The sequence below is a fragment of the Cryptosporangium sp. NPDC048952 genome, from assembly GCF_043197895.1.
Classification (GTDB): domain Bacteria; phylum Actinomycetota; class Actinomycetes; order Mycobacteriales; family Cryptosporangiaceae; genus Cryptosporangium.
Window position 1 is genome coordinate 83,470 of the sequence record NZ_JBICTY010000001.1, and the last position, 25,065, is coordinate 108,534.

The 25,065-nt window shown below is 69.7% G+C and carries 28 protein-coding genes and 1 tRNA gene; 19 read left to right on the forward strand and 10 right to left on the reverse strand.

The window, feature by feature from the left end; genetic code table 11:
- Positions 1 to 11: 11 nt before the first annotated feature.
- Positions 12 to 395, reverse strand: coding sequence for a hypothetical protein (locus tag ACGFY5_RS00390; protein ID WP_392715723.1), 384 nt, complete (start codon positions 393 to 395; stop codon positions 12 to 14).
- Between the two features lie 125 nt (positions 396 to 520).
- Here ACGFY5_RS00390 and ACGFY5_RS00395 point away from each other — a divergent pair, with 125 nt between their 5' ends.
- Complete coding sequence (locus ACGFY5_RS00395) at positions 521 to 808, forward strand: PadR family transcriptional regulator (RefSeq protein WP_392718581.1); 288 nt, start codon at positions 521 to 523, stop codon at positions 806 to 808.
- Positions 805 to 1,470, forward strand: a complete 666-nt coding sequence (locus ACGFY5_RS00400) for a permease prefix domain 1-containing protein (protein ID WP_392715725.1) — start codon at positions 805 to 807, stop codon at positions 1,468 to 1,470. The genes ACGFY5_RS00395 and ACGFY5_RS00400 overlap by 4 nt, the downstream gene beginning before the upstream one ends.
- On the opposite strand, the gene ACGFY5_RS00405 is transcribed toward ACGFY5_RS00400, so the two are convergent.
- Both ACGFY5_RS00405 and ACGFY5_RS00410 read right to left on the reverse strand, forming a co-directional pair.
- On the reverse strand, positions 1,436 to 1,933 hold the full coding sequence (locus tag ACGFY5_RS00405; RefSeq protein WP_392715727.1) for an adenylyltransferase/cytidyltransferase family protein: 498 nt from the start codon (positions 1,931 to 1,933) through the stop codon (positions 1,436 to 1,438). The two genes, ACGFY5_RS00400 and ACGFY5_RS00405, sit on opposite strands and share 35 nt — an antisense overlap.
- Positions 1,934 to 2,175: 242 nt before the next feature.
- Positions 2,176 to 2,601 carry an STAS domain-containing protein gene (locus ACGFY5_RS00410; protein ID WP_392715729.1) on the reverse strand — a complete coding sequence of 142 codons (426 nt, stop codon included), beginning with the start codon at positions 2,599 to 2,601 and terminating at the stop codon, positions 2,176 to 2,178.
- Between the two features lie 70 nt (positions 2,602 to 2,671).
- Here ACGFY5_RS00410 and ACGFY5_RS00415 point away from each other — a divergent pair, with 70 nt between their 5' ends.
- Positions 2,672 to 4,021: a PP2C family protein-serine/threonine phosphatase gene (locus tag ACGFY5_RS00415; protein WP_392715731.1), complete on the forward strand. Its 1,350-nt coding sequence runs from the start codon at positions 2,672 to 2,674 to the stop codon at positions 4,019 to 4,021.
- 68 nt (positions 4,022 to 4,089) lie between these two features.
- Positions 4,090 to 5,100, forward strand: a complete 1,011-nt coding sequence (locus ACGFY5_RS00420; protein ID WP_392715733.1) for a B12-binding domain-containing protein — start codon at positions 4,090 to 4,092, stop codon at positions 5,098 to 5,100.
- 267 nt (positions 5,101 to 5,367) lie between these two features.
- Here the strand turns inward: ACGFY5_RS00420 and ACGFY5_RS00425 are convergent, their stop codons facing one another.
- Positions 5,368 to 5,934: a GNAT family N-acetyltransferase gene (locus ACGFY5_RS00425; RefSeq protein WP_392715735.1), complete on the reverse strand. Its 567-nt coding sequence runs from the start codon at positions 5,932 to 5,934 to the stop codon at positions 5,368 to 5,370.
- Between the two features lie 142 nt (positions 5,935 to 6,076).
- Positions 6,077 to 7,393, reverse strand: coding sequence for a helix-turn-helix domain-containing protein (locus tag ACGFY5_RS00430; RefSeq protein ID WP_392715737.1), 1,317 nt, complete (start codon positions 7,391 to 7,393; stop codon positions 6,077 to 6,079).
- Positions 7,394 to 8,064: 671 nt separating this feature from the next.
- Between ACGFY5_RS00430 and ACGFY5_RS00435 the strand changes: the two genes are divergently transcribed.
- The 3 genes from ACGFY5_RS00435 to ACGFY5_RS00445 all read left to right on the forward strand — a co-directional run bounded on the left by ACGFY5_RS00435 (position 8,065) and on the right by ACGFY5_RS00445 (position 10,620).
- Positions 8,065 to 8,484, forward strand: a complete 420-nt coding sequence (locus ACGFY5_RS00435) for a hypothetical protein (protein ID WP_392715739.1) — start codon at positions 8,065 to 8,067, stop codon at positions 8,482 to 8,484.
- A gap of 160 nt (positions 8,485 to 8,644) precedes the next feature.
- Positions 8,645 to 9,646, forward strand: a complete 1,002-nt coding sequence (gene mtnA, locus ACGFY5_RS00440) for an S-methyl-5-thioribose-1-phosphate isomerase (protein ID WP_392718583.1) — start codon at positions 8,645 to 8,647, stop codon at positions 9,644 to 9,646.
- Positions 9,643 to 10,620, forward strand: a complete 978-nt coding sequence (locus ACGFY5_RS00445) for a thiamine pyrophosphate-dependent enzyme (RefSeq protein WP_392715741.1) — start codon at positions 9,643 to 9,645, stop codon at positions 10,618 to 10,620. Before mtnA ends, ACGFY5_RS00445 begins: the two co-directional genes overlap by 4 nt.
- Before the next feature lie 55 nt (positions 10,621 to 10,675).
- Here ACGFY5_RS00445 and ACGFY5_RS00450 read toward each other — a convergent pair whose 3' ends face one another.
- Positions 10,676 to 11,665, reverse strand: a complete 990-nt coding sequence (locus ACGFY5_RS00450; protein WP_392715743.1) for a prephenate dehydrogenase — start codon at positions 11,663 to 11,665, stop codon at positions 10,676 to 10,678.
- A 245-nt stretch (positions 11,666 to 11,910) separates the two neighbouring features.
- Between ACGFY5_RS00450 and ACGFY5_RS00455 the strand changes: the two genes are divergently transcribed.
- The gene (locus ACGFY5_RS00455; RefSeq protein WP_392715745.1) at positions 11,911 to 13,098 is read left to right on the forward strand and encodes a hypothetical protein; all 1,188 of its coding nucleotides are present in this window, start codon (positions 11,911 to 11,913) and stop codon (positions 13,096 to 13,098) included.
- Here ACGFY5_RS00455 and ACGFY5_RS00460 read toward each other — a convergent pair.
- On the reverse strand, positions 13,018 to 13,572 hold the full coding sequence (locus ACGFY5_RS00460; protein ID WP_392715747.1) for a hypothetical protein: 555 nt from the start codon (positions 13,570 to 13,572) through the stop codon (positions 13,018 to 13,020). The genes ACGFY5_RS00455 and ACGFY5_RS00460 overlap by 81 nt on opposite strands.
- 62 nt (positions 13,573 to 13,634) lie before the next feature.
- Between ACGFY5_RS00460 and ACGFY5_RS00465 the strand changes: the two genes are divergently transcribed.
- A complete protein-coding gene (locus ACGFY5_RS00465) occupies positions 13,635 to 14,033 on the forward strand; it encodes a hypothetical protein (protein ID WP_392715749.1) in 399 nt (132 codons plus the stop codon).
- Positions 14,034 to 14,087: 54 nt separating this feature from the next.
- Here ACGFY5_RS00465 and gndA read toward each other — a convergent pair whose 3' ends face one another.
- On the reverse strand, positions 14,088 to 15,527 hold the full coding sequence (gndA, locus tag ACGFY5_RS00470) for an NADP-dependent phosphogluconate dehydrogenase (RefSeq protein ID WP_392715751.1): 1,440 nt from the start codon (positions 15,525 to 15,527) through the stop codon (positions 14,088 to 14,090).
- A gap of 167 nt (positions 15,528 to 15,694) precedes the next feature.
- Between gndA and ACGFY5_RS00475 the strand changes: the two genes are divergently transcribed.
- The 4 genes from ACGFY5_RS00475 to ACGFY5_RS00490 all read left to right on the forward strand — a co-directional run bounded on the left by ACGFY5_RS00475 (position 15,695) and on the right by ACGFY5_RS00490 (position 17,056).
- Complete coding sequence (locus ACGFY5_RS00475) at positions 15,695 to 15,877, forward strand: hypothetical protein (protein WP_392715753.1); 183 nt, start codon at positions 15,695 to 15,697, stop codon at positions 15,875 to 15,877.
- Positions 15,878 to 15,951: 74 nt separating this feature from the next.
- Positions 15,952 to 16,437 carry a tRNA adenosine deaminase-associated protein gene (locus ACGFY5_RS00480; RefSeq protein WP_392715755.1) on the forward strand — a complete coding sequence of 162 codons (486 nt, stop codon included), beginning with the start codon at positions 15,952 to 15,954 and terminating at the stop codon, positions 16,435 to 16,437.
- A gap of 44 nt (positions 16,438 to 16,481) precedes the next feature.
- Complete coding sequence (locus ACGFY5_RS00485; RefSeq protein ID WP_392715757.1) at positions 16,482 to 16,913, forward strand: nucleoside deaminase; 432 nt, start codon at positions 16,482 to 16,484, stop codon at positions 16,911 to 16,913.
- A 53-nt stretch (positions 16,914 to 16,966) separates the two neighbouring features.
- Positions 16,967 to 17,056 (forward strand) — tRNA-Ser (locus ACGFY5_RS00490).
- Here ACGFY5_RS00490 and ACGFY5_RS00495 read toward each other — a convergent pair.
- Positions 17,035 to 17,946 (reverse strand): carbohydrate kinase family protein, encoded by a 912-nt coding sequence (locus tag ACGFY5_RS00495; protein ID WP_392715759.1) that lies wholly within the window; start codon positions 17,944 to 17,946, stop codon positions 17,035 to 17,037. The genes ACGFY5_RS00490 and ACGFY5_RS00495 overlap by 22 nt on opposite strands.
- A 179-nt stretch (positions 17,947 to 18,125) precedes the next feature.
- Between ACGFY5_RS00495 and ACGFY5_RS00500 the strand changes: the two genes are divergently transcribed.
- The 3 genes from ACGFY5_RS00500 (at position 18,126) to ACGFY5_RS00510 (ending at position 21,122) form a co-directional block, all read left to right on the forward strand.
- Positions 18,126 to 18,932, forward strand: a complete 807-nt coding sequence (locus tag ACGFY5_RS00500) for a GntR family transcriptional regulator (RefSeq protein ID WP_392715761.1) — start codon at positions 18,126 to 18,128, stop codon at positions 18,930 to 18,932.
- Positions 18,933 to 19,070: 138 nt separating this feature from the next.
- On the forward strand, positions 19,071 to 20,684 hold the full coding sequence (locus tag ACGFY5_RS00505; RefSeq protein WP_392715763.1) for an alpha/beta hydrolase: 1,614 nt from the start codon (positions 19,071 to 19,073) through the stop codon (positions 20,682 to 20,684).
- Between the two features lie 66 nt (positions 20,685 to 20,750).
- Positions 20,751 to 21,122: a VOC family protein gene (locus tag ACGFY5_RS00510; protein ID WP_392715765.1), complete on the forward strand. Its 372-nt coding sequence runs from the start codon at positions 20,751 to 20,753 to the stop codon at positions 21,120 to 21,122.
- Between the two features lie 43 nt (positions 21,123 to 21,165).
- Here ACGFY5_RS00510 and ACGFY5_RS00515 read toward each other — a convergent pair whose 3' ends face one another.
- Positions 21,166 to 22,242 (reverse strand): hypothetical protein, encoded by a 1,077-nt coding sequence (locus ACGFY5_RS00515; RefSeq protein WP_392715767.1) that lies wholly within the window; start codon positions 22,240 to 22,242, stop codon positions 21,166 to 21,168.
- A gap of 129 nt (positions 22,243 to 22,371) precedes the next feature.
- Here ACGFY5_RS00515 and ACGFY5_RS00520 point away from each other — a divergent pair, with 129 nt between their 5' ends.
- From ACGFY5_RS00520 to ACGFY5_RS00530, 3 genes are read left to right on the forward strand one after another with little or no spacing between them, the layout of a single operon-like run.
- Positions 22,372 to 23,418 carry an ABC transporter substrate-binding protein gene (locus tag ACGFY5_RS00520; RefSeq protein ID WP_392715769.1) on the forward strand — a complete coding sequence of 349 codons (1,047 nt, stop codon included), beginning with the start codon at positions 22,372 to 22,374 and terminating at the stop codon, positions 23,416 to 23,418.
- Positions 23,415 to 24,152, forward strand: coding sequence for an ABC transporter ATP-binding protein (locus tag ACGFY5_RS00525; RefSeq protein ID WP_392715771.1), 738 nt, complete (start codon positions 23,415 to 23,417; stop codon positions 24,150 to 24,152). The genes ACGFY5_RS00520 and ACGFY5_RS00525 overlap by 4 nt, the downstream gene beginning before the upstream one ends.
- Entirely contained in the window at positions 24,142 to 24,999 is an 858-nt protein-coding gene (locus ACGFY5_RS00530; RefSeq protein ID WP_392715773.1) for an ABC transporter permease, read from the forward strand. The genes ACGFY5_RS00525 and ACGFY5_RS00530 overlap by 11 nt, the downstream gene beginning before the upstream one ends.
- Positions 25,000 to 25,065 lie beyond the last annotated feature (66 nt).

Sequence of the window (25,065 nt, forward strand, 5' to 3'; positions counted from 1 at the left end):
GTGTCGCCGCCTCACGACCGGGCCCGCCGTCGCACGGCGGCCCGGGGGAGCCAGACCCAGATCGTGAGCCAGACCGTCAGCACGACGATCGTCACGCCGAGCGGGATGTGGACCGCGAGCACCCGGGCGTACCCCATGCCGATCTGGAAGCCCTCGGCGAGCCACAGCACCGCGTACGCCAGCAGCGGCCAACCGGCGCCGCCGGCGATCCAGAACGCGAGCGCCGCTGCTCCGACGACCATTCCGGACGCCGGCAGGATCGATCCGTTGAGGCTGTGGACGCCGATCGCGTCGTAGGACCCGTCCAGGTACAGGCCGGCGAAGACCGGCTGAGCCAGCACGCAGAGCGCGTGCACGGTGAGGCTCAGCCGGAACAGCCAGAGCGTCGTCTTCATGCAACGACGCTATGAGTAGGCAGCCTACCTATGGATCCGGTAAGGCCCGGAACTTTCCTCAGGGTTGCCCCGGATAAGTAGGATGTCTACCTGTGAAGGACAGTGTGCGGGGCCATCTCGACGCCATGTTGCTGGCTGTTCTCGAGCCCGGGCCGCTGCACGGCTACGCGGTGATCGAGGCGCTCCGGCAACGTTCCGGCGGACGGTTCGACCTGCCCACCGGCACCGTGTACCCGGCGCTGCGCGCACTCGAGCGCGCCGGTTACCTGTCGGGCAGTTGGAGCACCGTCGGTGGCCGTAAGCGGCGCACCTACCAGCTGACCGGGTCAGGCCGGCACGCGCTGTCCGCCGAACGCACCGACTGGCGCGACTTCAGCCGGGCGTTGAGCGCGACTCTGGCGGGGGAAGCATGACTGGCCTGGTGGACGATCTGCGAGCCCGCCTGCACGGCCCCTCCGGCGTCCGGAAAGAGCTGTTGAGGGAAGTGGAGGACGGTCTGCGGGACGCGGCCGAGGCCTACGAGGAGGCCGGCGTACCGGCGGCCGAAGCGGCCAGGAGGGCCGCGGACGAGTTCGGCGACCCGGCTGAACTCGCGCCGCTCTACCAGGCGGAACTCGACGCCTGCCAGGGACGGCGGTCGGCGCTGCTGATCGCGCTGGCCTATCCGACGCTCACGCTGACCTGGGACGCGCTGTGGCGGTTCGCCGGCGTGGGCGAGGGTGTCGCGTCCGACGAATCCGTCACGGTGGCCGGTCTGCTCGACCTGAGCAGTTACGGAGCAGCGATCGCCGCAGCGATCCTGATTCCGCTGTTCGGCCGCGCTTCGGCCAGCTGGATCCGTCGGCTGGCCCTCGGCGTCGGCGGGCTGGGCTGGCTGTCGCTCCTGCTCACCGTGGGGACGTCGATCTGGCTGGCGCAGGCCAACGACGCCTCGGGCGCCCGGGCGATGGGAACGAGCGTGCCGGCGATGCTCGTCGTGGCACTGACCGTGGCGTCCACGATCGCGGTGGCGATCTCGGCGACGGTGACGCTGGTGCGGGTCAGCCGATCGAGGGCACTGCTCGCTGTCCGTTGAGCACCGCGCTCGTCGACCGCTCCGGCACCAGCGGCACCTCGATCGCGGCCGCGTCGAGCAGACGGGCCGACCGGTGCTTCTCCAGTGCGAACGGATCACCCTGGGTGAACGCGAGTACGGCCGGGTCCAGCGGACGCAGCAGCTCGACGTAGGCCTCGGGGTCCTTCACGTCGGGCTCACCCTGGACGAGGAACACACCGTCGACAGTGCGAAGCGCGGCGAGCAGCTCGGCCCGCTCGACGCCGGTGTTGACCGGGCGGCCCGGCCCTTTCCACGCGGAGACCCGGTTGTCGGCCTCGACGCCGACCAGCAGCTGGTCGCCCGTCGCGCGGGCAGCCTGGAGAAAGCGCAGGTGGCCGACGTGGAGCACGTCGAACGCCCCGGTGACGACCACTGGGCGACCGGAGCCGACCGGGTGCGCGTACCAGCTCAGGTGGAGCCCCGCTCGCGGCGAGTCGGGCATCCGGTCCCATCCTTTCCTACGAAGCTGCGGTCGCTCTAATTCTGGTGCGTCACCGCCGCCGTCGGGGCCGCTCCGGGTCGCTGTGATCCGAAACATTGCTGGTTACGGTATGTAACGCTGCCGACCTCGTCGAACCATAACGTCAGGTACATGGTCGAGTACGGAGAAGAACGGCTCGCTCAGGTCGCTGCCGAGCGTCACCCGGAGGCCTACGCGGCGGAACTACCTGACTTCTGGGACGCTCAGACCTGGCTCTGGGGCGCCGCGAGCGAATCGGCACGGTCGAGCAGACCGTCGATGCCCGTCGTCGCCAGCACCGACTGAGCCGCACGGGACGGCGCCGCGATCGCGAACCCTCCCGGCGACGTGCCGACCGTCCGCCACAGCGTGACCAGCGCACCGATGCCGGACGAATCCACGAACGTGACCTGCGACAGATCGACGACGATCCGCCGCGCACCCCTGGAGAACTCGCGCTGAGCGGCCCGGACGAGAGACGGGGAGGTCTCCATGTCGAGGTCGCCCTGTGGACGCAACCAGGCCGTACCGTCGTCGACCGAGACGTCCAACCGCCAGACCGCGTCCTCGACCACTCCGCCCTCCAACACCTCGCCGCCACCAGAATTGTTCCACCGCTGCGGGAACCCAACCGTCAAGAGGTCGGTCAACCGACATCTGGTCGGTACAGTCGAGGGAGCCCGCCTACGCAGGGTTCCAACCTGAAATGCGGTTTTGCCGATGTTCGAGCAGCCAGTGCGATACATAGCCCAGCCTCCGCTGGGCGAGCTGGACGACTCCACCTTGCTAGCTACGGCGCGTGAGCGCGCCGCATATCTTGCCGACGCGAGCAAGCAGCTCGCCGGCTCCCTCAACCCCGACCGGACGCTCCGCCGTGCCCTGCACGTGACGGTCCCGGCCGTGGCCGACTGGGCCCAAGTCATGATGCCGACCCGCACCGGCGTGCGTTACACCGCCGTGCGCGCGGACGAACCCGACCGCTTCGTGACCGAGGAGGGTGCGCGTCCGCAGGCCGGCGAACTCTCCGGCCACGGACGAATTCTCACGACCGGCCGGTACGAGCTGATGCACGTGCTGGCCGACGGGTACGTGCCCGAGATCGTCGCCGCGACGGTGCCCGAGGGTGAACTGCGCAACGGTCTGCTCGGGCTCCGCCCCGCCGACCTGCTGGTGCTGCCGCTCACCGCCCGGGGCACGACGTTCGGCACGCTCACGCTGGCCCGCCGGGCCGGCCGCGGGTTCGAGCCCGAGGACGTCGCGACCGCTGTCGAAATCACCGGCCGCATCGCCATCGCGTTGGACACCGCAGGGGTCTACGCCGAGCAGGCCCGCGTGGCCGAGGTGCTGGCGGCCAGCCTCCGCGCCCCGGAGCTGCCCGAAACGCCTGATCTCGCGATCGGGGCGCGCATGCGTGCCGCGATGCACACCGCCGAGATCGGTGGCGACTTCTTCGACGTCTTCGGTGAGCCGGGCGACTGGTCCGTGTTGCTGGGTGACGTCGCGGGCAAGGGTGCCGAGGCCGCGATCCTCACCGGCCAGGCGCGCCACACGGTGCGCGGTGCCGCGTTCTTCGACCGTCGGCCCGCCGAACTGCTGCGGGTGCTGAACGCCGCGTTGTTCGCCGGTGCGGACCGGGCTCAGCCGGCCAGTCGGTTCCTCACCGCGATCAGCGCCCGGGTCACCACCGCACCGGACGGGAGCATCTCGGTGCTGCTCGCCTCGGCCGGGCACCCGCGGCCGCTCGTCGTCCGCAAGTCGGGCGTCGTGGAAGAGGTGCCGATCAAGGGGCTGCTCTGCGGCGCGCTGCCGACGGCGCGATACACGGAGGTCCGCCAGGAGTTGGCTCCGGGCGACATGATGCTGCTGTTCACCGACGGTGTGCCGGACGCGATCGGCTCCGAGGGACGCTTCGGGCTCGGACGCCTCTCGCAGCTCGCCGCCGGGTACGCCGGTAGTGGGCCGCACGCGCTCGCCGAGGCGGTGGACATCGCGGTCGCGGAGTACGGCGGCGCCGGCCTGGCCCCCACCGACGACGTCGCCGTGCTGGCGTTCGGAGGAGTGCGGCTTTGAACTCTTTTCAACCTCGACGAGCCCCGAGGGCGAGCGGACCCCCGCAGAAGTCGGTCGAAAAGAATTCAATGACGGTGGTCAGCGGCGAGGCGAGGGAGAACTACACCAAGGCTCTCGACGCGGCCGACCGCCGGCTGGCGGTCGAGCTGGTCAGCGACCTGCTCAACGACGGGGTCGACCCGCTGGACCTGCTGCTCGACCTGGTCACGCCGGCCCAGCAGATCGTCGGCGAACGCTGGCAGAGCGGCGAGTACACCGTCGCTCAGGAGCACGCCGCCACCGCGGTCAGCGAGGCCGTGGTGGGCACTGTCGGCGCCTGGATCCCGGAGCCCGAGCAGCCGCTCGGGTACGCGGTGGTGGCCTGCGCGGAGCGGGAGTGGCACGCGCTCGCCGCTCGCATCGTGGCCGAGTCGCTGCGTCATCTGGGCTGGCGCACCACCTACCTCGGTGCCTCGACTCCGGCCCATCACCTGGCCGGATACCTGCACCGCCTCGACCCGGACGTCGTCGCGGTGAGCTGTTCGATGCCCGCCGCGATGCCGGCGGCCCGGCGGATCATCGAGGCCGCCTCCGAGGCCGGTATACCGACGCTGGCCGGTGGCCGCGCGTTCGGCGTCGGGCCGTCGCGGGCGCTCGCGCTCGGCGCCAGTGGCTGGGCGGCGTCACCGCGCGAGGCCGCGGTCGTGCTGGCGGACCTCCGCCCGGTCGTCGAGCCGGTTCCCGCGCTCGCCCACGCCGGCGCGGACGAGCAGGCCGAACTGCTGCTGCGCAACCGCGAACTGGCCGCTCGGGTCCTCAAGGACTGGATGGCCGCGCTCGAGGAGGTCGGCGCCGACTGTCTGGTCGGTCTGGACGCGGAGGCCGACTACGCCGTCGACCACGCCCTGCACGCGTTGGCGGCCGCACTACTCACCGACGACGTCACGGTGCTGATCGAAGGCCGCGAATGGCTGACGACGCTCATGGCGGCGCGGGGGTGTCACCAGGACGCCGTGCCGAGGCTCTGGGACGTGCTGTCCCGAGTGGCGGGTAGTCAGCTGCCGGTCGCGTCGAAGCTCCTGCGCCAGGCCGCCGCTTAGCGAGCGCGGGCCGTGCCGCGGCCCGAGGTCTGTTCGGCCGGGCGCGGACGGGCGCAGTAGAGGGCGTGGGCCCGGTGCCGCTCCTGTCGACCAGAGCGCTGCACCGCGAGGATGTGCTCCGTGGGTGCAGGGCGCGACTCCGGACGCTCGGGTCGGGGCCCTGGGATCCGGGAACAATGGGAGCGCGGGGTCAACACGCTCTGGTCAACGAGAGCCGGCTCGTCAAGTGACGGTCAGTTGGGAATTGCGTCCTGATTTATGGGATTTTCACCCAGCAGCGACGTGACTCAGCGGAAGATCGACGACCAGAGCGTCGTACACCGGCGCGTCCGGGAACGGCTGCAGGTGCCCGAACAGCTGCCAGCCCCAGGACAGGTAGGCGGTACGCGCCGGGGTGTTCCCCGGGTCGACGAGAAGCGTCGCGCGGTGCTCCGGACGATCAGCGAGCAGTGCGTCGTGGAGCGTCCTGGCGATCCCCCGACGTCGCCAGTCCCGCGTCACCATGATCTCGTTCAGAGCGAAGGTTCGTCTGCCGTCCTCTTCGGTCTGCTCGGCGGGTACCGCCTCGCGCAGGCCATTCCACCACTGCGTCCGCGGTGGGAGCGGACCGCCGTAGGCATAGCCGATCAGCGCGCCGTCGATCCGGCCGGCCACCAGCTCGAAGCCGGTGCGACCGGAGTGGCCCGCGAACCGCTCGGCGAACCTTTCCACCGAGTAGAACGGATCGCTCAGCTGGTCGGCGTAGATCTGGGCGTACAGCGCGAACAGGTCGTCCTGGATCGCCTGAGCACCCGCGGTGTCATAGGCCTGAAGATCAAGTCCGTTCGGGGTCATCGTCGGCCTCTCTGCTGGCCGGACGGTGAACCCCCGTCCGGACGAGCGGACGTGGAGTTACCACTTATCGTGGGAAATCCATTGCCCTCCGTGGTGGAACCGGAGGAGGTTCGACATCGGCCGCCGTCACCGGCGGCCGACGTCACGCGACGACCGTCGAATCGAATCTCGCCATGAAGCTGCGAGCAGCGGTGGATGTGCTGACCTGAGCCAGCTGACGGCGGAACGCCCGGAGCTCGTTGAGGGTGCGGGTACTGGTCACTTCGTTCACGACCATGCCCAGCGCCTCCTCACCGATCTCGATGGCGCGCGTCACGTCCCTCCGAGCGAGCGTAGCGAAGGCGAGGCGAACGGTATACAGAGACTTGTTGCGGACCATGCCCTCGCGCTGCTTCCCGCGGGCCAGTTCGAGGAACGACGCGGCCTTGTTGGCCCGGCCGGTGTCGAGCTCGCACATGCCCTCGTTGCCGGCCAACTCGACCTCGTCGAAGAACGCGATCCAGACCGGCTTCTCCTCGTCGGCGCTGCGCCGCTGGAAAGCATCGTGAGCCCGCATCATCGCTTTTCGGGCGGCCGGGCCGTCGTTGAGCTTCGCCCAGGCCCTGGCCTCGCGCATCGCGAGCAGTGAGTCCATCGTCGGCGTCGAGATCTTCTCGGCGACCCGCTGCGCCGCCTGGGCCATGTGCAGGCCTTCGCGCGGCCGGTCGAGCGCAACCGCCTGCATGCTCATGTTGGCGAGCGCGTGCACTTCGAGGTTCGCGTCGTTCGCCATCCGGGCGGCGGCCAGCGCTTCGGTGTAGCAGTAGCGGGCCTGGTCCTGACGGCCGGCGTCGAACGCGAGCCAGCCGGCGCAGATGCCGAGCTCGCCGGTGGCGACCTGGAGGCGCTGACCGACCGTCTCGCTGTACTGGCCGCGGTTCAGGAGCTTGTTCGCACGGCGGAGCTGGGCGGCGGCTTGGTCACAGAGAGTGTCGCCGCCATAGCGGTAGTCGAGGTTGTACAGATGTTTCGGAGCATCTTCCAACTGCGCGGCGTGCGCTTCGCCGACGCGGCCGAAGTCGTCACTCGCGAGGGCTTCTTCGTCTTCGTCACCCGCGAGCGAGAAACCCACCAGCGCGGCCGCGCCGGTCAGTCCTTTCAGCACACTTCTACGTCGCATGTTGTCTCCTACTTCATGCCCTGCATGAGTAGGGACGGTAGTTGGCAATTCGGGCGCCGTTGATCCGTCGAGGTATGGAGCGCCGATGGGGTCTACCAGGTGAGGCGGAATTCGCAGGCCCTGGACGAATCGCAACACGGTGTCGAGTCGTATTTCGCAGAGACCGCGTTCGATACGCGAGATGTGGGCCTGCGAAAAGCCGACGAGTTCGGCGACCATGTGTTGGCGGCGGATCGGCGTGCGTGCGCGATAGAGCTGCGAGACCTTACCCAGGTCGTGATCGGCGAGCGCCGAACGCATCTCCGGCTCGGCCCAGAAATCGAGCGGGAGCACGGGAGCGAGTAGTTCTACGGTGTGCGCACTCCGCTGGCACGGGTCACACAGTGTGTTGGTGTTGTCACGGCGAAGTCGCCCCCCACAGTGGGCGCACACCCGGGGAGCGGGGTTGTGCTCGGACGACTCACGGGCCATCGACGTGCTCCTGCCCTGCGCAGTGGACACTTCTCAAACACCCGGATGAGGCTGATGATAGCGGCGCCGAAACTGTGCGCAAGGCCACAATGGTAGGGCTAGCCCCCTGATACTTCGGAGTGTGATCGCAGGTCGGAGCCCTATCGGACGGTTCCCGGAGTAGCCGGCTCCGCCTGTCGGGCCATCTTCTCGGACCCTTGGGCTGATCGGCGGTAGCCCTCTGGTACCGCTGTGGCTCCTGCTGGCTCTTCGTTCCCGATGGTTCGCTGTCACATCTTCAGAGTTGACGAATACCGGGCCGGTTTGCTCATACCCCCGGGTATCAACATCAGTCCGTGACGGTTTGTGTACTCGTCGTTGAACGTTCACTCTCGGATTGCAACTTGCAACGCACTGGAGGGGTGGACCTGATGTCGAAGGCGGGCGCGACCGATGTCTAGGCCAAGTGCGGGCGGCCGCGTTTCGGGCCCCAGATCGCTCCGGAGTCGGAGGATCCTCTCGTGTGGACGCGAAACAAGTCTGACGCCCGAGCTTGCATCCAGTGGATTGCCACCGGTGGGCGCGCCGCCGCGAACGTCGGCTGGGCCCTCGCGTCTTCGGTGCGCGCCGCAGTTCCGGTGCGCCCGGTGAGTCGGGGCCACCACACGAACGTCTGGGTAACACTGCGAGACATCCGCGAACGAATTCGCACGGCTGACGACGTCGCGCTCCTGGCGCACGCGCCACTGGACCTCTACGACCTGCTGCGAGCGGTGGAGGCCGTACTGGCCCTGCACGACGGCGGCCAGGTCCCCGGCGACCCCGGCGGTCGCTTCTACTGCACCGGCTGCCCGGAGACACCGAGCGGACGCGTGCCGTGGCCCTGCACTACCCGGACGGTGCTCGAGCGGGCACTGACCGGAAGCGAAGAACGGGTCTGAGCAAGACCCCTCGAACGTCGCCCGGATCGTCCACACGCGCCCCCGGACGGTCCTGGCGACCGGCGGAGCCGGTCGGGCGGCGTGGACATGGCAGGCTCGGTGTGTGAGCAGCACCGAACCGCTTCGATCCACGCCGCCGACCGGCGACGTTCCTCCTGAGTTGTCCCTCGACCAGCGCACCGTCGACTGGGTCGAGGGTGCCGTCGAACTCATCGACCAGACCGCGCTGCCCGACGTCGAGCGTCTGCTCCGCCTGGAGACGGTCGAGGGCGTCGTCGACGCGATCCAGCGCCTCGCGGTGCGTGGAGCGCCGGCGATCGGCGTCGCCGGTGGGCTCGGTGTGGCCCTCGCCGTGCGGACGCTGCCCGAGCCGACCGACGCCATCCGGGCACTGCGCAACGCCCGGCCGACAGCGGTGAACCTCGCCCGGGCGGTCGACCGCGTCGCGGCGGTCGTGCCGGACGGGCCCGACGCGGTGCTCGCCGAAGCGCTCGCGATCCGCGACGAGGAGATCGCGAGCAGCGACTCGATGGCGCTGTACGGCATCGACGCGGTGGGGGAGCTGTGCGGCCCACAGCCGACGATGCTGACCCACTGCAACACCGGTGGCCTGGCGACGGTGACCGGTGGCACCGCGCTGGGGGTGGTGTTCGCGCTGCACCGGGCCGGGTTGCTGGGTGGGGTGGTGGCCAGTGAGACGCGTCCGCTGCTGCAGGGGGCGCGGCTCACGACGTGGGAGCTCGCCCGCGCCGGGGTTCCGTTCAGACTCGCGGTAGATGGCGCCGGGGCTTACCTGATGGCGCGGGGAGAGGTCGACGCGGTGATCATCGGCGCCGACCGGATCTGCGCCAACGGTGACGTCGTCAACAAGATCGGGTCGTACGCGCACGCGCTCGGGGCGGCCCGGGCCGGGATCCCGTTCATCGTCGTCGCGCCGGAGTCCACGGTGGACGTCGCGACGGCGTCCGGGGCCGATGTCGAGATCGAGGACCGCGGGGGAGCCGAAGTGTCCGGGTTCGGGGTGGCCGCTGCCAACCCCGCGTTCGACATCACGCCCTTCGACCTGGTCACCGCGGTGGTCACCGATCGCCGGGTGGTACGGTTCGCCGCCGGCCAGACCTGGGACGACGTACCGCTCGGACCTTTGCGGAGCTTCTCGTGATCCAGCTTTTGACCCCGGACGGTGTACGCCGGGACGACGACCGATTCCCGCTCGACGTCACGCACGACGAGTTGCGGAGCATGTACCGGGAGATGGTGGTCACCCGGCGGGTGGACGCCGAGGCCACCGCGCTGCAGCGTCAGGGTGAGCTCGGGCTCTGGGCGCCGAGCCTGGGCCAGGAGGCGGCGCAGGTCGCGTCCGTCCGGGCCTTCGCGGCGTCCGACATGCTGTTTCCGTCGTACCGGGAGCACGGCGTGGCGCTGGCCCGCGGTGTGCAGCCGGCCGAGCTGCTCTCGCTGTTCCGCGGGGCGTCGCACGGTGGGTGGAACATCGCCGAGCGTCGGCTGAACACCTACACGATCGTGCTGGCCGCGCAGTTGCTGCACGCGGTCGGGTACGCGATGGGCGTCCAGCGGGACGACGCTTCCGAGGTCGTCGGGGTGTACTTCGGTGACGGTTCCACCAGCCAGGGCGACGCCAACGAGGCTTTCAACTGGGCGTCGGCGACGGATGCGCCGGTGGTGTTCTGCCTGCAGAACAACCAGTACGCGATCTCCGCGCCGGTCGCGACGCAGTCGCCGATGCCGCTCTACCGCCGGGCCGAGGGGTTCGGGTTCCCTGGCGTCCGGGTCGACGGCAACGACGTCCTGGCGGTGCTGGCGGTCACGCGGTGGGCGGTGGACCGGGCGCGGGCCGGCGAGGGCCCGAGTCTGATCGAGTCGTTCACGTATCGCATGGGGCCGCACACCACGTCCGACGATCCGCGTCGGTACCGGGAGGCCGGTGAGCTCGAACACTGGCGTGCACTCGACCCGATCGAGCGCCTCCGTCGCCATCTGGACGCGGAACAGCTCGCTGACGCGTCGTTCTATGCCGACGTCGAGGCGGACGCCGGCGCGGTCGCGGCAGCTGTGCGGGGAGCCTGCCTCGGACTCGAGCCCACGGGACCGTTCCCGGTGTTCGCCGAGGCGTGAGGCCGCGGCGGGCCGAGGGATGAACGCTTTGGAGGGTCATGGGCCCCCGAACGGTTCAGGGCTCAGGGGCCCTGACCGGTTCAGGGCTTGAGGCCTCCGCGGAGGTGGGGCCCAGGGCGGTCAGGCGGCCGCCGGAGCGGCCCAGGGCGAGTAGGGCGTCGCGGGTCAGGGGGAGTTCGGCTTTTACCCCGTGCGGTGGCCACTGGGCCCTGATCGCCCGGGGCTCCTCCAGCCACTCGGTCAGCGCGCCGATCGGGTCGGCGCCGGTGAGCAGCTCCCTGGCCGCCGTCAGCCGCACGAGCAGCGCGTCCAGTTCGGCCGTCAGGGCCGCCGCGTTGCCGCCGCACATGGCCGCGGTGAGCGCGGCCCGGGTCGCCGCGACCCGGGTGGCGTCGCGGAACGACCCGGCGCCCAACCCCAGCGCGGCCGCGCCGACCGGTTCCGCGGCCGCGCCCTCGGTCAGCGCCGCCGCGACGAGGTGCGGCAGGTGACTGATCCGGGCGACCGCCGCGTCGTGCTCGATCGACGTCAGCGGCGCCACCTGTCCGCCCACCGCGAGTGCCCAGCGCGCCACGTCCAGCCAGTCGGGAAGCGCGGTCTCGTCGTCCAGGCACAGCGCCCAGGCGCAGCCGACGAGTAGCTCGGCGTCGGCGACGGCGAATCCGGACTCCTCCTTGCCGGCCATCGGGTGCCCACCGACCCAGCGGGCACCCGGCAGTTCCGCGGCCACGAGCGCCCGAACCGGCTCCTTCACCGATGTGACGTCCGTGAGCAGACCCCGGTAACCGGCGTCGCGCAGAGCGCCCAGAACCACCGGCACGGCGGGCAACGGCACCGCCAGCACCACGAGATCCGCCCCGTCGACAGCTGACGCGAGATCCGGCGCGACAACGGGCCGGCCTAGCCGTTCCGCCGCCTTCCCACGCGTCCCCGGGTCCGCGTCGTACCCGACCGTCACCGCCGTGACCTGCGCGCCTACCGACCGCAGCAGCAACGAGCCACCGATCAGCCCCAGGCCGAGCACGGCCACCCTTTCGATTCCCACACCGGACAGCAAATCACGACACGTCCTCTCCATTGGCCACGCCAACTTGCGGTGATCCGTCGTAATCAGCGAGGGTCAAGGCCGGAAAAGCCGGGAGGAATGGGATGAAGCGAACAAAGGGCCGTCGGAACGGGCGGCCGACAGCACCCCCGCCTCCACCTCCCGAGCCGACGACGCCGGCCGCCGGGGAACCTGAACGGCTGTTGTGGGGCGTCGACGCCGACGCGGTCGGAACCCTCTGCAGCATGCGGCTGGAGATCTCCTCGACGCTGCTCCGGCGCTCAGCGGACCGTTTCACCGGGCACGACGCGGTCGCCGACACCGCCCTCGTCCACCGCCTGACCTCGATCACGCCGGAGGTGGGCCTCGAGCTCCCGACGGACCGGATCGAGAACCCCGACGAGCTGGTGGCCCACGCCGCGGACGCAGAGGTGCGGATCGGCGCGGTGCTCCCCGACGTCTCCGCCCGATCGGGACGTCCCTTCCCGCTCTGCCATCCCGATCCCGACCTGTCCGCACGCGCCCTTCAGGCGCTGCACCGGGCCGCGCAGGTGGCGCTGGACGTCCGCGCGCGGCGCCTGGTGCTCCGGCTGCACGACACCGCGCCCTACCCCGGTCAAACCGAGGCGCGGCGTCGCCTCCACCAGCTCGCGGACGTCCTCACCGGCCTGCGCCGCCAGCTCCCGGCCGAGCTCGCCGTCGTCGTCGACTACGCGCAGGCCGACCCGCACCCGGTGCGCCGCGCCCGGCCCGACTGGCACACCGCCCTGACGCTCGCCACGGCCGCCGGGCCCGGCACCAAGGTTCTGCTCGACCCGGCTCCGCTCCTCGACGAGGACCCCGAGCTGAGCATCACGACGCTGCGCGCCGGTGATCGCCTCGCGGGTGTCCTGATGGGACGCCTGGTGGCCATCGACCGGCCGTTCGCGCTGTTCCTCGCGATGATCGACGCCGCCGAGGGCGGTGTGCTGGTGCGCGGTCGGCGCTGCCCGGTGCCGTTCGTCGTCTCGCTGCCGCCGGGCCAGGCGCCCGGTATCGAGGCCGCCCTCCGCGCGGTCGGTGCGGTGCAGGAAGCCGCCGCCAAGGCCATGCTGCTGGACCGGTCCGCCTGGCGGGCGGCCCAGGCGTCGGGCGACGCCGAGGCCGCGACCGACGTCCTGCTCACCGCCTACGAAACCGACGCCACACCGCTGCTCACCGCGGTCCGGGCAGCGCTCGGCGTACCGGCGGACGCGATCGCGTCGTACCGCGAGCTGTGCCGGGACACCCACCGGGCGGTCGAGCGGCAGCGGTCGCTGCTGCGTGCCGCGCTACGCCAGGGAGATCTCGAGGCCGAGGCACGGACCGCGGGGTCAGTCGGTCGCGTCGGGCCCGGGCCGGGGGCCGGGCGGGTCGTCGCCGCCGGGCGCTGGGCGCTCCGAGGCGTCAGCTGAGCCCTCCTCGGGCAGCGCCGCGAGTTTCGCGAGAACGTCGCCCGTAGTGGCGGCGCCCTCGATGACCTCCTCGTCCGGCGGCACCAGGACCTTCGTGGGGTTCGTGGTCTCCGATGCCGTGACGGCCACCTGAACGACGTCTTGATCGACGTCGACCGACGCATTGTTGGTGAGCTCGACCACGACGTTGCCGCTGATCTGCACCTGCAGTACCGACGGGGCGAGAGCCTCGCCGGCGACCGCGGGAAGGTCGGTGCCCGGAGCCGACGGCGGAGCAGCGTTCAGCAAGGCCCGGATGAACTCGTCGACCTCGCTACCGGCCAGCCGGAAGGTCGCGCGGCACTCGCCTTGACGCCAGATGCTCAGCACGACGGTCGCCGCGCCGCGGTGACCACTGACGCGGAGCGATCTTCCTTCGCCGCGGGGGTCGAGAAACACGTCACCCCGGTGCGGCAGCGGTAATACCTCGCCCATGCCTACAGAATGCCTAACGTGTCCACTCTTGACCAGACTGTGACCGTCGTAGGCTCGGTGTCATGACGAGCGCGCAGCAATCCTGGGATGCCGCGGGCGCCTGGGATCCGGCACCGCAACGGCAGCCGCCCGGGTACGTACCGCAGGCCGCGCCGCCCCCCGTACCCCGCCGTCCGCGGTTCCGGGAGAGCGGCGCGGTGCGGTGGTGGGGCGTGCTGATCGGGGTGTGTGTCTCGCTGGTGTATTTCGTGCTCGTCGGGCTGGTCTCGTGGAGCACGACCTCGCTCATCGGCTTGTTCCTGGCCGCCGTGCTGCTGGCCGGGTCGGCGAGCGCGGTGCTGCTCACCCGTGGGGACCGCGGCATGGGTGTGGGGGTCGCCGCGGTGACCGGCGCCGCGCTGAGCGTCACGATGCTGATCCTGGCCTGGGAAACCTTCAACCTGGATCAGGTGTTCATCTAGGCCTTTCGTTCCGACCCGGAGCCCGCCGAGGGCTCGCCCTCGGCGGGCCGTGCACTAGGACTCGACTTCGTGCTTGTCGGAGCCCCAGAGGGTGTGGAACGAGCCGTCGGTGTCGACGCGGCGGTACGTGTGGGCACCGAAGTTGTCGCGCAGGCCCTGGATGAGCGCTGCCGGGAGACGCCGGCGACGCAGCCCGTCGAAGTAGGCCAGCGACGAGGAGAACGCCGGCGTCGGAACGCCCGCCTTCGCCGAGTCGGAGACCACCCGACGCCAGCTGTCGACGCCGTCCGAAACGGCCTTGACGAAGTACGGCGAGGCCAGCAGCGTCGGCAGCTCCTTGTTCTCGTCGAACGCCTCCCGGATGCGGTCCAGGAAGCGCGCCCGGATGATGCAACCGCCCCGCCAGATCGACGCGATCGCACCGCGGTCGACGTCCCAGCCGTACTCGTCGCTACCGGCCTTGATCTGGTCGAAGCCCTGCGCGTACGCGACCACCTTCGACGCGTACAGCGCCTTCCGGACGTCCTCGATGAAGCCCTCGCGGTCGTCCGCGGCCCACGCGAGTTCGTTGGTGGTCGGAAACACCTCGCGAGCGGCTTCCCGCTGCTCGGCGTGGCCCGACAGCGACCGCGCGAACGTCGCTTCCGCGATGCCCGTGATCGGCACACCGAGGTCGAGCGCGCTCTGCACGGTCCAGCGGCCGGTGCCCTTCTGCTCGGCCTGGTCGAGGACGACGTCCACGAACGGCCGACCGGTGCGCCCGTCGACGTGGGCGAGCACGTCGGCGGTGATCTCGATCAGGAACGACTCGAGGCTGCCCTTGTTCCACTCGCGGAAGATGTCGGCGATCTGGCCGGGCGTGGCGTCCAGGCCGGAACGCAGCAGGTCGTAGGCCTCCGCGATCAGCTGCATGTCGGCGTACTCGATGCCGTTGTGCACCATCTTGACGAAGTGCCCGGCGCCGTCCGGCCCGACGTGGATGCAACAGGGCACCCCGTCGACGTTGGCCGCGATCGACTCGAAGATCGGGCCGAGCTTCTCGTACGAGTGCTCCGAGCCGCCGGGCATGATGCTCGGGCCCTTGAGCGCGCCTTCCTCGCCACCGGAGACGCCGGTGCCGGAGAAGTGCAGACCGTGCGCCTTCAGCGCCTCCTCGCGACGGCGGGTGTCGGCGAAGTGGGCGTTGCCGCAGTCGACGACGATGTCGCCTTCCTCCAGCAGCGGGATCAGTTCGTCGATCACGTCGTCGGTCGCCTGGCCGGCCTTGACCATGACGATGACCGCACGCGGTCGCTTCAGCGAGGAGACGAAGTCCGCCATCGACTCGCTCGCCACGAACGTGCCCTCGTAGCCGTGGTCGTTGACCAGGGCGTGCGTCTTCTCGGGGGATCGGTTGTGGATGGCGACCGTGTGGCCGTGTCGGGCGAGGTTGCGGGCGAGGTTTCGGCCCATCACCGCCAGGCCCGTAACGCCGATGTCTGCGGTTGCTGTCATGTGGTCACCTCGTGCGTTTGTCTTTCACCGGTCGGAGGGCTCGGTGTGGACTACGTACACGGTCTACCTCGCGTTCAGGGCGTCCGCGAGGGGTGGGGCCAGGATTCGCGTCGGACGTAACGGGACGATGTACCCGCGGATGTTGCATGAAGGCCAGAATTTTGGGCATGGTCTGGGCTATGAGCGGCGGCCAGGACATCGAGCGACTCGACCCCGAGCGGCGACGTCGACGCATCCAGCTACTCGCCGAACTCGCGGAGGCGCGGGCACTCCGCAACCGCGTGGCCCCGCGGAGGGCGCGCCACGAGCGACAGCGCGACTTCATCACCAATCGTCGTCGAATGGCGTGAGAATCGCCACCTGACCGGTTCTTACGTGCCGGGATGGGCTGGCGTCCGCAGACGCCGGGACCGATGCTGTGGATGTGTCGTATTTTGCTGCCGCCCTGGTCCGTCCACGCCAGGGGTGGATCGCCACCGAGTTGGATCTGGACGAAATCGAAGACACGGACGATGCCGCTGACCTGTTGCGCGAGGTCGAGCCGGATGCTGAGCTCGCCCTGATGTTCGTCGAAGCCGACGACGAGTACCTGGTCGTGTTCAGGTTGGACAACGGGGACGAGATGCGGATCTTCGCGTCCGACGCCTCGTTCGCCGACGAGTCGCGGGTCGGCGCCGTGCTGCTCGAGGAGCTCGACGAGATCGATGTGTCCTCGGACGATGATTCGGACGAACCTGAGCTGATCGGTCAGCCCGCCGGTGAGGCGGATTTGCTTGCCGACCTCGGGGTGTCCGCCCGTGATTTGCTGGCGCTGTGCGCGCACGAGGGGATGCTGCCGTCGGACGTGATGCTGGAGATCTCGCGGAAGATCGGCAGCGCGGACGCGCTGACGCAGTTGCGGGGCGAGTGACCGCGCCGGGTCCGCCGCCGGCGCGGGCCGGGGACGTGGCTGCCATGCGGAAGGTGCTGGGGGTCGCGGAAGGCGCGTTGGTCACCGGGGACGTGCCGGTGGGTGCGTTGGTGCTCGACGCGTCGGGAGCGGAGCTCTCACGGGCGTGCAACGAGCGTGAGGGGTCGGGTGACCCCACCGCCCACGCGGAGGTGCTGGCGCTGCGGCGTGCCGCCGAGGCGCTCGGCACCTGGCGGCTGTCCGGCTGCACGCTCGTCGTGACGCTGGAGCCGTGCACGATGTGCGCGGGGGCTCTGGTGCTGGCACGGGTCGACCGCGTGGTCTTCGGTGCCTGGGACCCCAAGGCCGGTGCGGCGGGCTCGCTCTGGGACGTCGTCCGCGACCGCCGCCTCAACCACCGCCCGGAGGTGCTGGGCGGGGTGCTCGAGGAGCCGTGCGCCGCCTTGCTCGACTCGTTCTTCGCCACCCACCGCTGAGCGCACGGGTATGCGATTCGGACCGTCGGGCCGGATCCGGTATCGTCTTCGGCGGTGGCGTGTCCGAGCGGCCGAAGGAGCACGCCTCGAAAGCGTGTGAGGGGGCAACTCCTCCGTGGGTTCAAATCCCACCGCCACCGCCAGGTTTTCCCGGGTCGGTTCCGTGAGGAACCGGCCCGTTCTCGTTCAGCGGATGCCCGCGGAGTTTTCGGCGAGCGAGGGCGAGGCCCTCGGCGGCGGCGTTCGACGGGTGGTCGGACGCCAGGGCTGACAGGTAGCCGGCGGCGAAGGTGTCTCCGGCGCCGGTCGGGTTGGTGATCTGCTCCGGGGCGAGGGGCTCGTGGGGCGTGAAGCGGGCGGTGCCGTTGTGGATTTCGGTGGCGCCCTCGCGGCTCTTCACTACCGTCGTTCTCGGGCCGGGGCCCAGGGCTTCGAACTCGGTGGGGTTGAGGAAGAGGTAGTCGGCCTGGCTGACCAGGTCGAGGACCGCCGGGGAGGGGGAGGTTGCCCATTCGTGGCCCGGGTCGAGGCTGATGAGGGCGCCTCGCGCTCGCACGGCACGTATCACGGGCGCCATTCTGACTGGCGTCAAAGCGTCCAGGAATGACGTGACGTGCACTATTCGTGCGGACGCCAGGTAATCCACGGCGCGATCGATGTAGTCCGCCATTGCCTCGTTCGCGCCGGGATGGATCAACAGGGTCCGGTCCGGACCCTCGACGACGGATACGCACGTGCCGGTCATTCCATCGGCGCGGAAGACGAAGCGGTGATCGACGCCCAGCGCGGCCAGGCGTGACACGTGTGCGGCGTTCGCACCGACCACCCCGACGTACCCGAGACCCAACCCGGTCGCGGTCAACGTCGAAATGGTGTTGAAGGCCGAACCGCCGAGGACCGGCGGCACCTCGACGAAGGGCTGCACGACGGACGCTGAAACGCGGCCCGAAGTGCCGCGTGCCACCGGCAACCCGACCGACGAACCGCGCACCACGTGGTCGAGATTGAGCGCTCCCACCCCGATCACGTCCACATACCCAACCTAGGTGGCACGTTTCGGGGAGAACGGCGAACCCGGGCGCCGAAAGGATTCGATCAGTCCGCGGCGCTGCCAGTCCTCGATGTCAACGGGGGAGGGCTGACGGCGCCGCGGACGTATGACGTCTTGCTTGCCGGGGTATATGTCCCATAGATGCCGGTAAGGGGGCGCCGATGGCCGAGCAGGTGTTCGCGCCGAAATCTCAGTACCGTCAGATCGCCGATCTTCTCCGTGAGCGCATCGACGCCGGCTTCTACGAGCCCGACGACCCCCTTCCCAGCGAGCCCGAACTAGCCGCTGAGCTGGGCGTTTCCCGCGTCACGATCAACAAGGCGATCAGCCTGCTGCGCATCTCCGGCCTCGTCCGCGTCCGCCGCGGCGCCGGCACGTACGTCCGCACCACACCGCGCATCACCCGCGACGCCCGCTACCGCTACGCGCACCCGCGCGCCGCCGAACTCGAGGGCCGGGCGCTCGGCCTGTCACCCCGGGCCGAGTGCACCGAGGTCAGCAAGGTCGAGGCGACGACCGAGGTCGCGGCCGCGCTCGGCATCGACGAGGGTGACCCGGTCGTCGTCCGCCACCGTCGGCTGTTCGCCGACGACGAGCCGACCCGGCTCGCCGATGCCTACCTTCCCTGGGACATCGCCGAGGACGCCGGGCTGCTCGAACCCGAGGGCACCGAACTGCTCGAGTCCGACGCCGGGAGCGGCGCCGTCTACGCCCGCCTCGCCGAGCGGGGGCACGGCCCGGCGCGGTTCGACGAGGACGTCACGGTGCGCGTCGCGTCGGACGCGGAGGCTCGCGCGCTGGACCTCGAGGACGGCCAACCGGTCATCCACATCACGCACGTCGCGCGTGACGCGGACGACCGTGCCGTCGAAGTCGCGTTGCACGTCATGCCGGCACATCTGTGGCGACTGCATTACGACTGGTCCGCGTTGGTCGACGACGAATACGACATCGAAAACGAGGACTGATCCCGGGTATGCGAAACCGCGCAGAATAAACCTGGTAAACGGTCATCCGGGCGTTTATTGAATTACTGGCTGTGAAGCTGCTGTGGCTCCGCCAGGATCAGTGCGGTCAGCAGGACCCCGCTGAGCACGGAGGCATTTATGGGACGACGCTCAGCACTGGCTGTCGCCGGGATCGCCTTAGCCGGGCTGATCTCGCCGGCGCTGGTGTCACCGGCCGTCGCAGCGCCACAAGCAGCACCCGCCGCATCCGCCGCGCCCGCGCCCATCACCTGGACCAAGTGCGGAACCGAGACCTACCCGACTCTCCAGTGCGGCAAGATCTCCGTCCCGCTCGATTACGCCAACCCGAGCGGTCAGAAAATCACTCTCGCGGTCTCCCGCGTTCCGCACACCGCGGCCACGTCGCAGGGTGCGTTGTTGGTCAACCCCGGCGGCCCCGGCGGCTCCGGCCTCACGCTCGCCGGCTTCGTCGCCAAGAGCCTCGACCCGGCCGTCGCCGCGCAGTACGACGTCATCGGCTTCGACCCGCGCGGGGTCGGCAAGAGCGAGCCGGCGCTCAACTGCAAGCCGGGGTACTTCAAGCCCGTGCGGCCCGACTCGGTGCCGACGACGCCGGCCATCATGGAGGCCAACCTCAAGCGGGCGAAGAGCTTCGCCGCGGCCTGCGGGGCCAAGTACGGCAGCCTGCTGAAGTACATCAACACGATCAGCGCCGTCAAGGACATGGACCAGATCCGCCTCGGCCTCGGCGCGAAGACGATCAACTACTTCGGGTACTCGTACGGCACGTACCTCGGTGCGGTCTACGCGAAGCTGTTCCCGAAGAACGTCCGCCGGATGGTGCTGGACAGTGTCGTCGATCCCGATGGGGTCTGGTACGAGGACAACATCGCCCAGGACTACGCGTTCAACGCCCGGCACGAGGCGTTCGCGGTGTGGGTGGCCAAGCACGACGCGAACTACCACCTCGGTACGTCGGAGGACGTCGTGCTGGAGAAGTGGTACGCGGCGCGGGCGGCGTTGAAGACCAAGCCCGCGGGCGGGGTCGTCGGGCCGGCGGAGTTCGAGGACACCTTCGGGCCCGGGGCCTATTACAACGGCTACTGGCCGTTCCTGGCCGACGCGTTCGCGGCGTACGTCAACAACAAGGACGAGGCGGCGCTGGTCGACGTCTACGAGGCGTTCGGCGCGATCGATGCGAGCGGCGAGAACGGCTACAGCATCTACACCGCCGTGCAGTGCCGTGACGCGAAGTGGCCCAGGGACTGGTCGACGTGGGTTCGCGACACGTGGCGCGTGCACAAGGAGGCGCCGTTCTTCGCGTGGAACAACGCCTGGTACAACGCTCCGTGCGCGTTCTGGCCGACCAAGAGCCTGCAACCGATCGACGTCTCGAACTCCAAGGTCGACTCGGTGCTGATCTTCCAGGCGACCGAGGATGCGGCGACGCCGTACCCGGGTGCGGAGGTCGTGCGGCACAAGATCAAGAACTCGCGGTTGGTCGTCGAGGTCGAGGGTGGCAACCACGGCGTCACGCTGGGCGGTAACGCCTGCCTGGACAAGTACCTGGCCGATTACCTGGCGACCGGTGCGCGACCGGACGGCCCGGGGATCGTCGACGCGACGTGCGCCGCCGTTCCCGAGCCCGAGCCGCCGGCGGCCACGACGCAGGCCGGCTCCACGGCCAAGGCTGCGTCCAGGGCCGGGCGCGGAACGCTGCACGAGTATGTTTCCGCCCGACCAGTAGAATAGAAGGCTCACTTTCCGGGCATTCTGGGCACGGGCGACAATGTAGTCGCCCGTGCTCAGGGGGTCCGCATGATCTCTCACATCAACTGCGTCGTCCTGTACGTCCGGAACCAGCAGCGGTCGCTCGAGTTCTACGTCGACACGCTGGCTTGGGAACTCCGCACGGACGCGCTGATGTCCGACGGCACGCGCTGGATCGACGTCGCGCCGCCGCGCGCACGAACCCGGATCGCGCTGATCGCTCCGCCGGGCGGGTACGTCTTCCCGGACGTCGCTGCCGCACCCTGCACGTTGACGACCGAGGACGCCCTGGCGACGTTCCACGACCTCAAGGGGCGCGGGGTCGAGGTCACCGAGCCGGTGGTCGAAACCTGGGCGACCTACCTGACCGTCACCGACCCGGACGGCTACGTCTACGTGGTCGGCGAAAACCACGATTGAGGCGTAGCCGTCTCAACCGTGAATCACGCTGTGCTTTCCACAGCTAGCGGGCGCGTTTGTCCGGTAGGCGTAGGACGTGGTCGCGGATGTCGCCGCCGACCCCGGTCGACAGTGTCTTGCCGGCTGCGTGAAGCTCGCGCACCGCGGCTCTGATCTGTGCGGTGTCGGCGGTGCCGAACAGCCCGTCGAGGACTTCGCGCGGCCGGTCGGAGATGCGGAATTCGCCGACCCGGCGCCGAGTGGCCAGCAGGTTCTGCTTGAGGCTCTCCACCACGGCCCGCTCCTCGTGGTGCTCCGCGCCCACCGCCAGCCGTTCGGCGCTCTGCAGCCCTTCGACGACCAGCTGGTCCCCCTTCCCGGCTAGCCCAGACGGGGACTTGGCAGCCCCGGCCTGACGTAACGTGCGGCGCCACCCGCGGCGGGCGCGCGCCACGGCGTCGGCGAAAGCCCATGCACCGTGCGGTTGCCGAGTGATCAGGATCAGCCAGAAGACCGGCTCGTCGTTCGGGTTGACCCGGACGGCGGCCGGCCAAGCGCGCCCGGGGAGCGCCGCCTCGAGGCGGCGCAGGTAACCGCGGACCACCGCACCGGAGCCCCCGGAGTGGAATTCCCGGCGCCACTCCGGCCCGACCGCGCGGTCGAGTTTGTCCAGCGCGGTCTGCGAATTGTGGTTGCCAACCAGTTTCGCGGCTGCACGTTTGATCGCGTCGGCACGGACGAACGCGATGACGTCGCTGCTCGGCCAGCGTCCGGCGCGCGGGCCGGAGAGCAGCGCGGCCAGGTCCTCGAGCGGCAGGGTCGCCGACGTGACATCGAGGATCAGGAGCAGTGCGGCCTGCTCGGCCTCGGTGAGGAGTTCGGGGAGGGCGGCGACGACGGTGCCGCGCCGGGCGTCGAGATCCGCGGCGAGCAACGGCTTCAACGCGGCGGGACTCTCGTCGTAATGAATGAGCTTGGCATCCGGAAGGTCTCCGACGGAGAACGCGCCGGCCGGTGCGGTGACCACTACAGGGGGCGCCGTGATGCGACCTTTTGTAGCGGTACGTAACCAAGACGAGAGATACGTGCCGAAGAACTGCTGCAGCAACAACGCCGTCGACTGCCGCGAGGCCACGAGCACGCCACTACTTTCCCATGGTTCCCGGGAGTTGTGCCGCTCGACTCAGCGGTATTGACGATGGGACATCGAGGCTGCAATCTCTACCGAGCGACTAGGTCTTGTCTGGCCGCCATACTCTGGGGAGATGCCGTGATTACGCGCCGCCAACTGCTGGCAGGCTCCGCTTCGCTCGGTCTGCTGGGTGCGCTCGCGGCGTGCGGCGGTGACGACTCCGAGGACAGCGGAACCGACGGCGTCGCCAGCACGCTCCGCCTGGGCCACTTCCCGAACCTCACCCACGCGACCGCGCTGGTCGGGATCAACGACGGCCTCTTCACCAAGGCGCTGGGCAGCCAGACCAAATTGGAGACCAAGCAGTTCAATGCCGGTCCCGCCGCGATCGAGCAGATCTTCGCCGAGGGCCTCGACGCGACCTACATCGGTCCCAACCCGACGGTCAACGCGTTCGTGAAGAGCAAGGGCGAGATCATCCGGGTCATCGCCGGGTCCGCGTCCGGTGGCGTCGCGTTCGTCGTCAAAAAGGGAATCACGGAAGCCGACCTCAAGGGCAAGAAGATCGGCACGCCCCAGCTCGGCAACACCCAGGACGTCGCACTGCGCTACTGGCTCAAGGACAAGGGCCTCACCGCGACGAAGGACGGCGGCGGCGACGTCAAGATCCAGCCGCAGGAGAACGCGCAGATCCTGGAGAAGTTCACCGCCGGTCAGCTCGACGGCGCGTGGGTGCCGGAGCCGTGGGTGAGCCGCCTGGTCGACGCCGGTGGCGTGGTGCTGATCGACGAGCGCGACCTGTGGCCGGACAAGCGATTCGTCATCACGAACCTGATCGTCCGCACCGAGTACCTCGAGAAGTACCCGAAGACGGTCAAGGCGCTCCTGCAGGGCCACGTCGACGCGAACGACTCAATCAAGAGCAACGCTGCCGGTGCGCAGCAGGCGGTGTCGGAGCAGATCGGCAAGTTGACCGGCAAGCCGCTCAAGCTCGACCTCATCACCAAGGCGTGGCCGACGCTGGAGTTCCTCAACGACCCGATCGCGTCCTCGCTGCTCACGGGTGCCAAGCACGCCGAGGAGATCGGTCTGCTGGACAAAGCCGACCTGAACGGCCTGTACGACCTGAAGCTGCTCAACGAGGTGCTGGCCACGAAGGGCGAGACCGCGGTGAAACAGCCGTGACGGCCGCCGTCGACCTCCGTAACGTCTCCAAGCGGTACCCGGGCGGAACTGTCGCTTTGTCCGGCGTCGACCTCGCAGTGCGGCCGGGTGAGTTCGTCTGCCTCGTCGGAGCGTCGGGCTGTGGCAAGTCCACGCTCTTGAATCTGGTCGCCGGGCTCGACTCGGTGACCGACGGTTCGATCGAGGTCGACGGTGGGCGCGCCGCGTTCATGTTCCAGGAGCCGGCGCTGTTCCCGTGGCTCAAGGTGGGGCAGAACGTCGAGGTGCCGCTCAAGCTGCGGGGTGTGGGGCGGGCTTCGCGGCGAGCCCGGGCCATGGAGTTGCTGGAGACCGTGCGGCTCGCCGACGTCGTCGACAAGCGTCCGCACGAGCTCTCCGGCGGTATGCGTCAGCGCGTGGCGTTGGCGCGCACCCTGGCGCACGACGCCGGGGTGCTGCTGATGGACGAGCCGTTCGCGGCACTGGACGCGATGACACGCGACGCGCTGCACGACGAGCTCGAGCGGGTGTGGTTGGAACGCAACCTCACGGTTCTGTTCGTCACGCACAACGTCAGTGAGGCCGTACGGCTCGGCGACCGGATCGTCCTGCTGGCCAGTCGGCCGGGCCGGGTGATCGAGGAGTTCGAGGTCGAAGCGCCGCGGCCACGGCGACTGGACGATCCGGACGTCTCCGCGCTGGCCGGCCGGGTGACCGAGCGGTTGAAGGAAGAGGTGCGGCGCCATGTCGGCTGACGTCTCCGTTGCCGACGAACTCGCGGGGCTCGACGCGCTGGAATCCGTGCCTTCGCGTGGCGGTCGCGGCCGACGGGTGTGGGCGAGCACCTGGCCGAAGCTCCTGGCGATCGTCATCGGGATCGCCGCGTGGCAGATCGTCGTCGAGACCGGCTGGCGGCCGCGCAGCATCCTGGCGCCGCCGACCGAGGTGTTCCCCGAGCTGTGGGACATGCTCACGACCGGCACCTTCTGGGGCCAGGTGGCCACCACGATGCAGCGGGCGATCCTCGGCTTCGCCGTGGCGGTCGCGATCGGGCTGGTCATCGGTTTCGCGGTGGCCCGGTTCGCGGTGCTGCGCGCCGCGTTCGGGTCGCTGATCACCGGTCTGCAGACGATGCCCTCGATCGCCTGGTTCCCGCTGGCGATCGTGCTGTTCCAGGGCGGCGACTCGGCGATCTTCTTCGTGATCGTGCTGGGCGCCGCGCCGTCGGTGGCCAACGGCGTCCTGGCCGGCGTCGACTACGTGCCGCCGCTGCTCGTGCGGGCGGGCCGCAACATGGGCGCTTCCGGATTCAGCCTGTACCGCACGGTGATCGGCCCGGCGTCGTTCCCCGCGATCCTGGCCGGACTCAAACAGGGATGGGCGTTCTCCTGGCGGAGCCTGATGGCCGGTGAGCTCATCGTCCCGATCGGCGAGGCCGGCGGTCTCGGCACGCTGCTCACCGTGACGCGTGAGCTGTCGGAATATGCGCAGATGCTCGGCGTCATGATCGTCATCCTGATCATCGGCATCATCGCCGACGGTGTGTTCGGATGGGCGAACAACGCGCTCCGACGCCGGTGGGGACTCGACGTCGACCACTGATCATTCCGGAGTGTTCCGGGTAATCCCATACATTCGGTCGGGGGTGAGTGGGACGCAGGTCGCGCG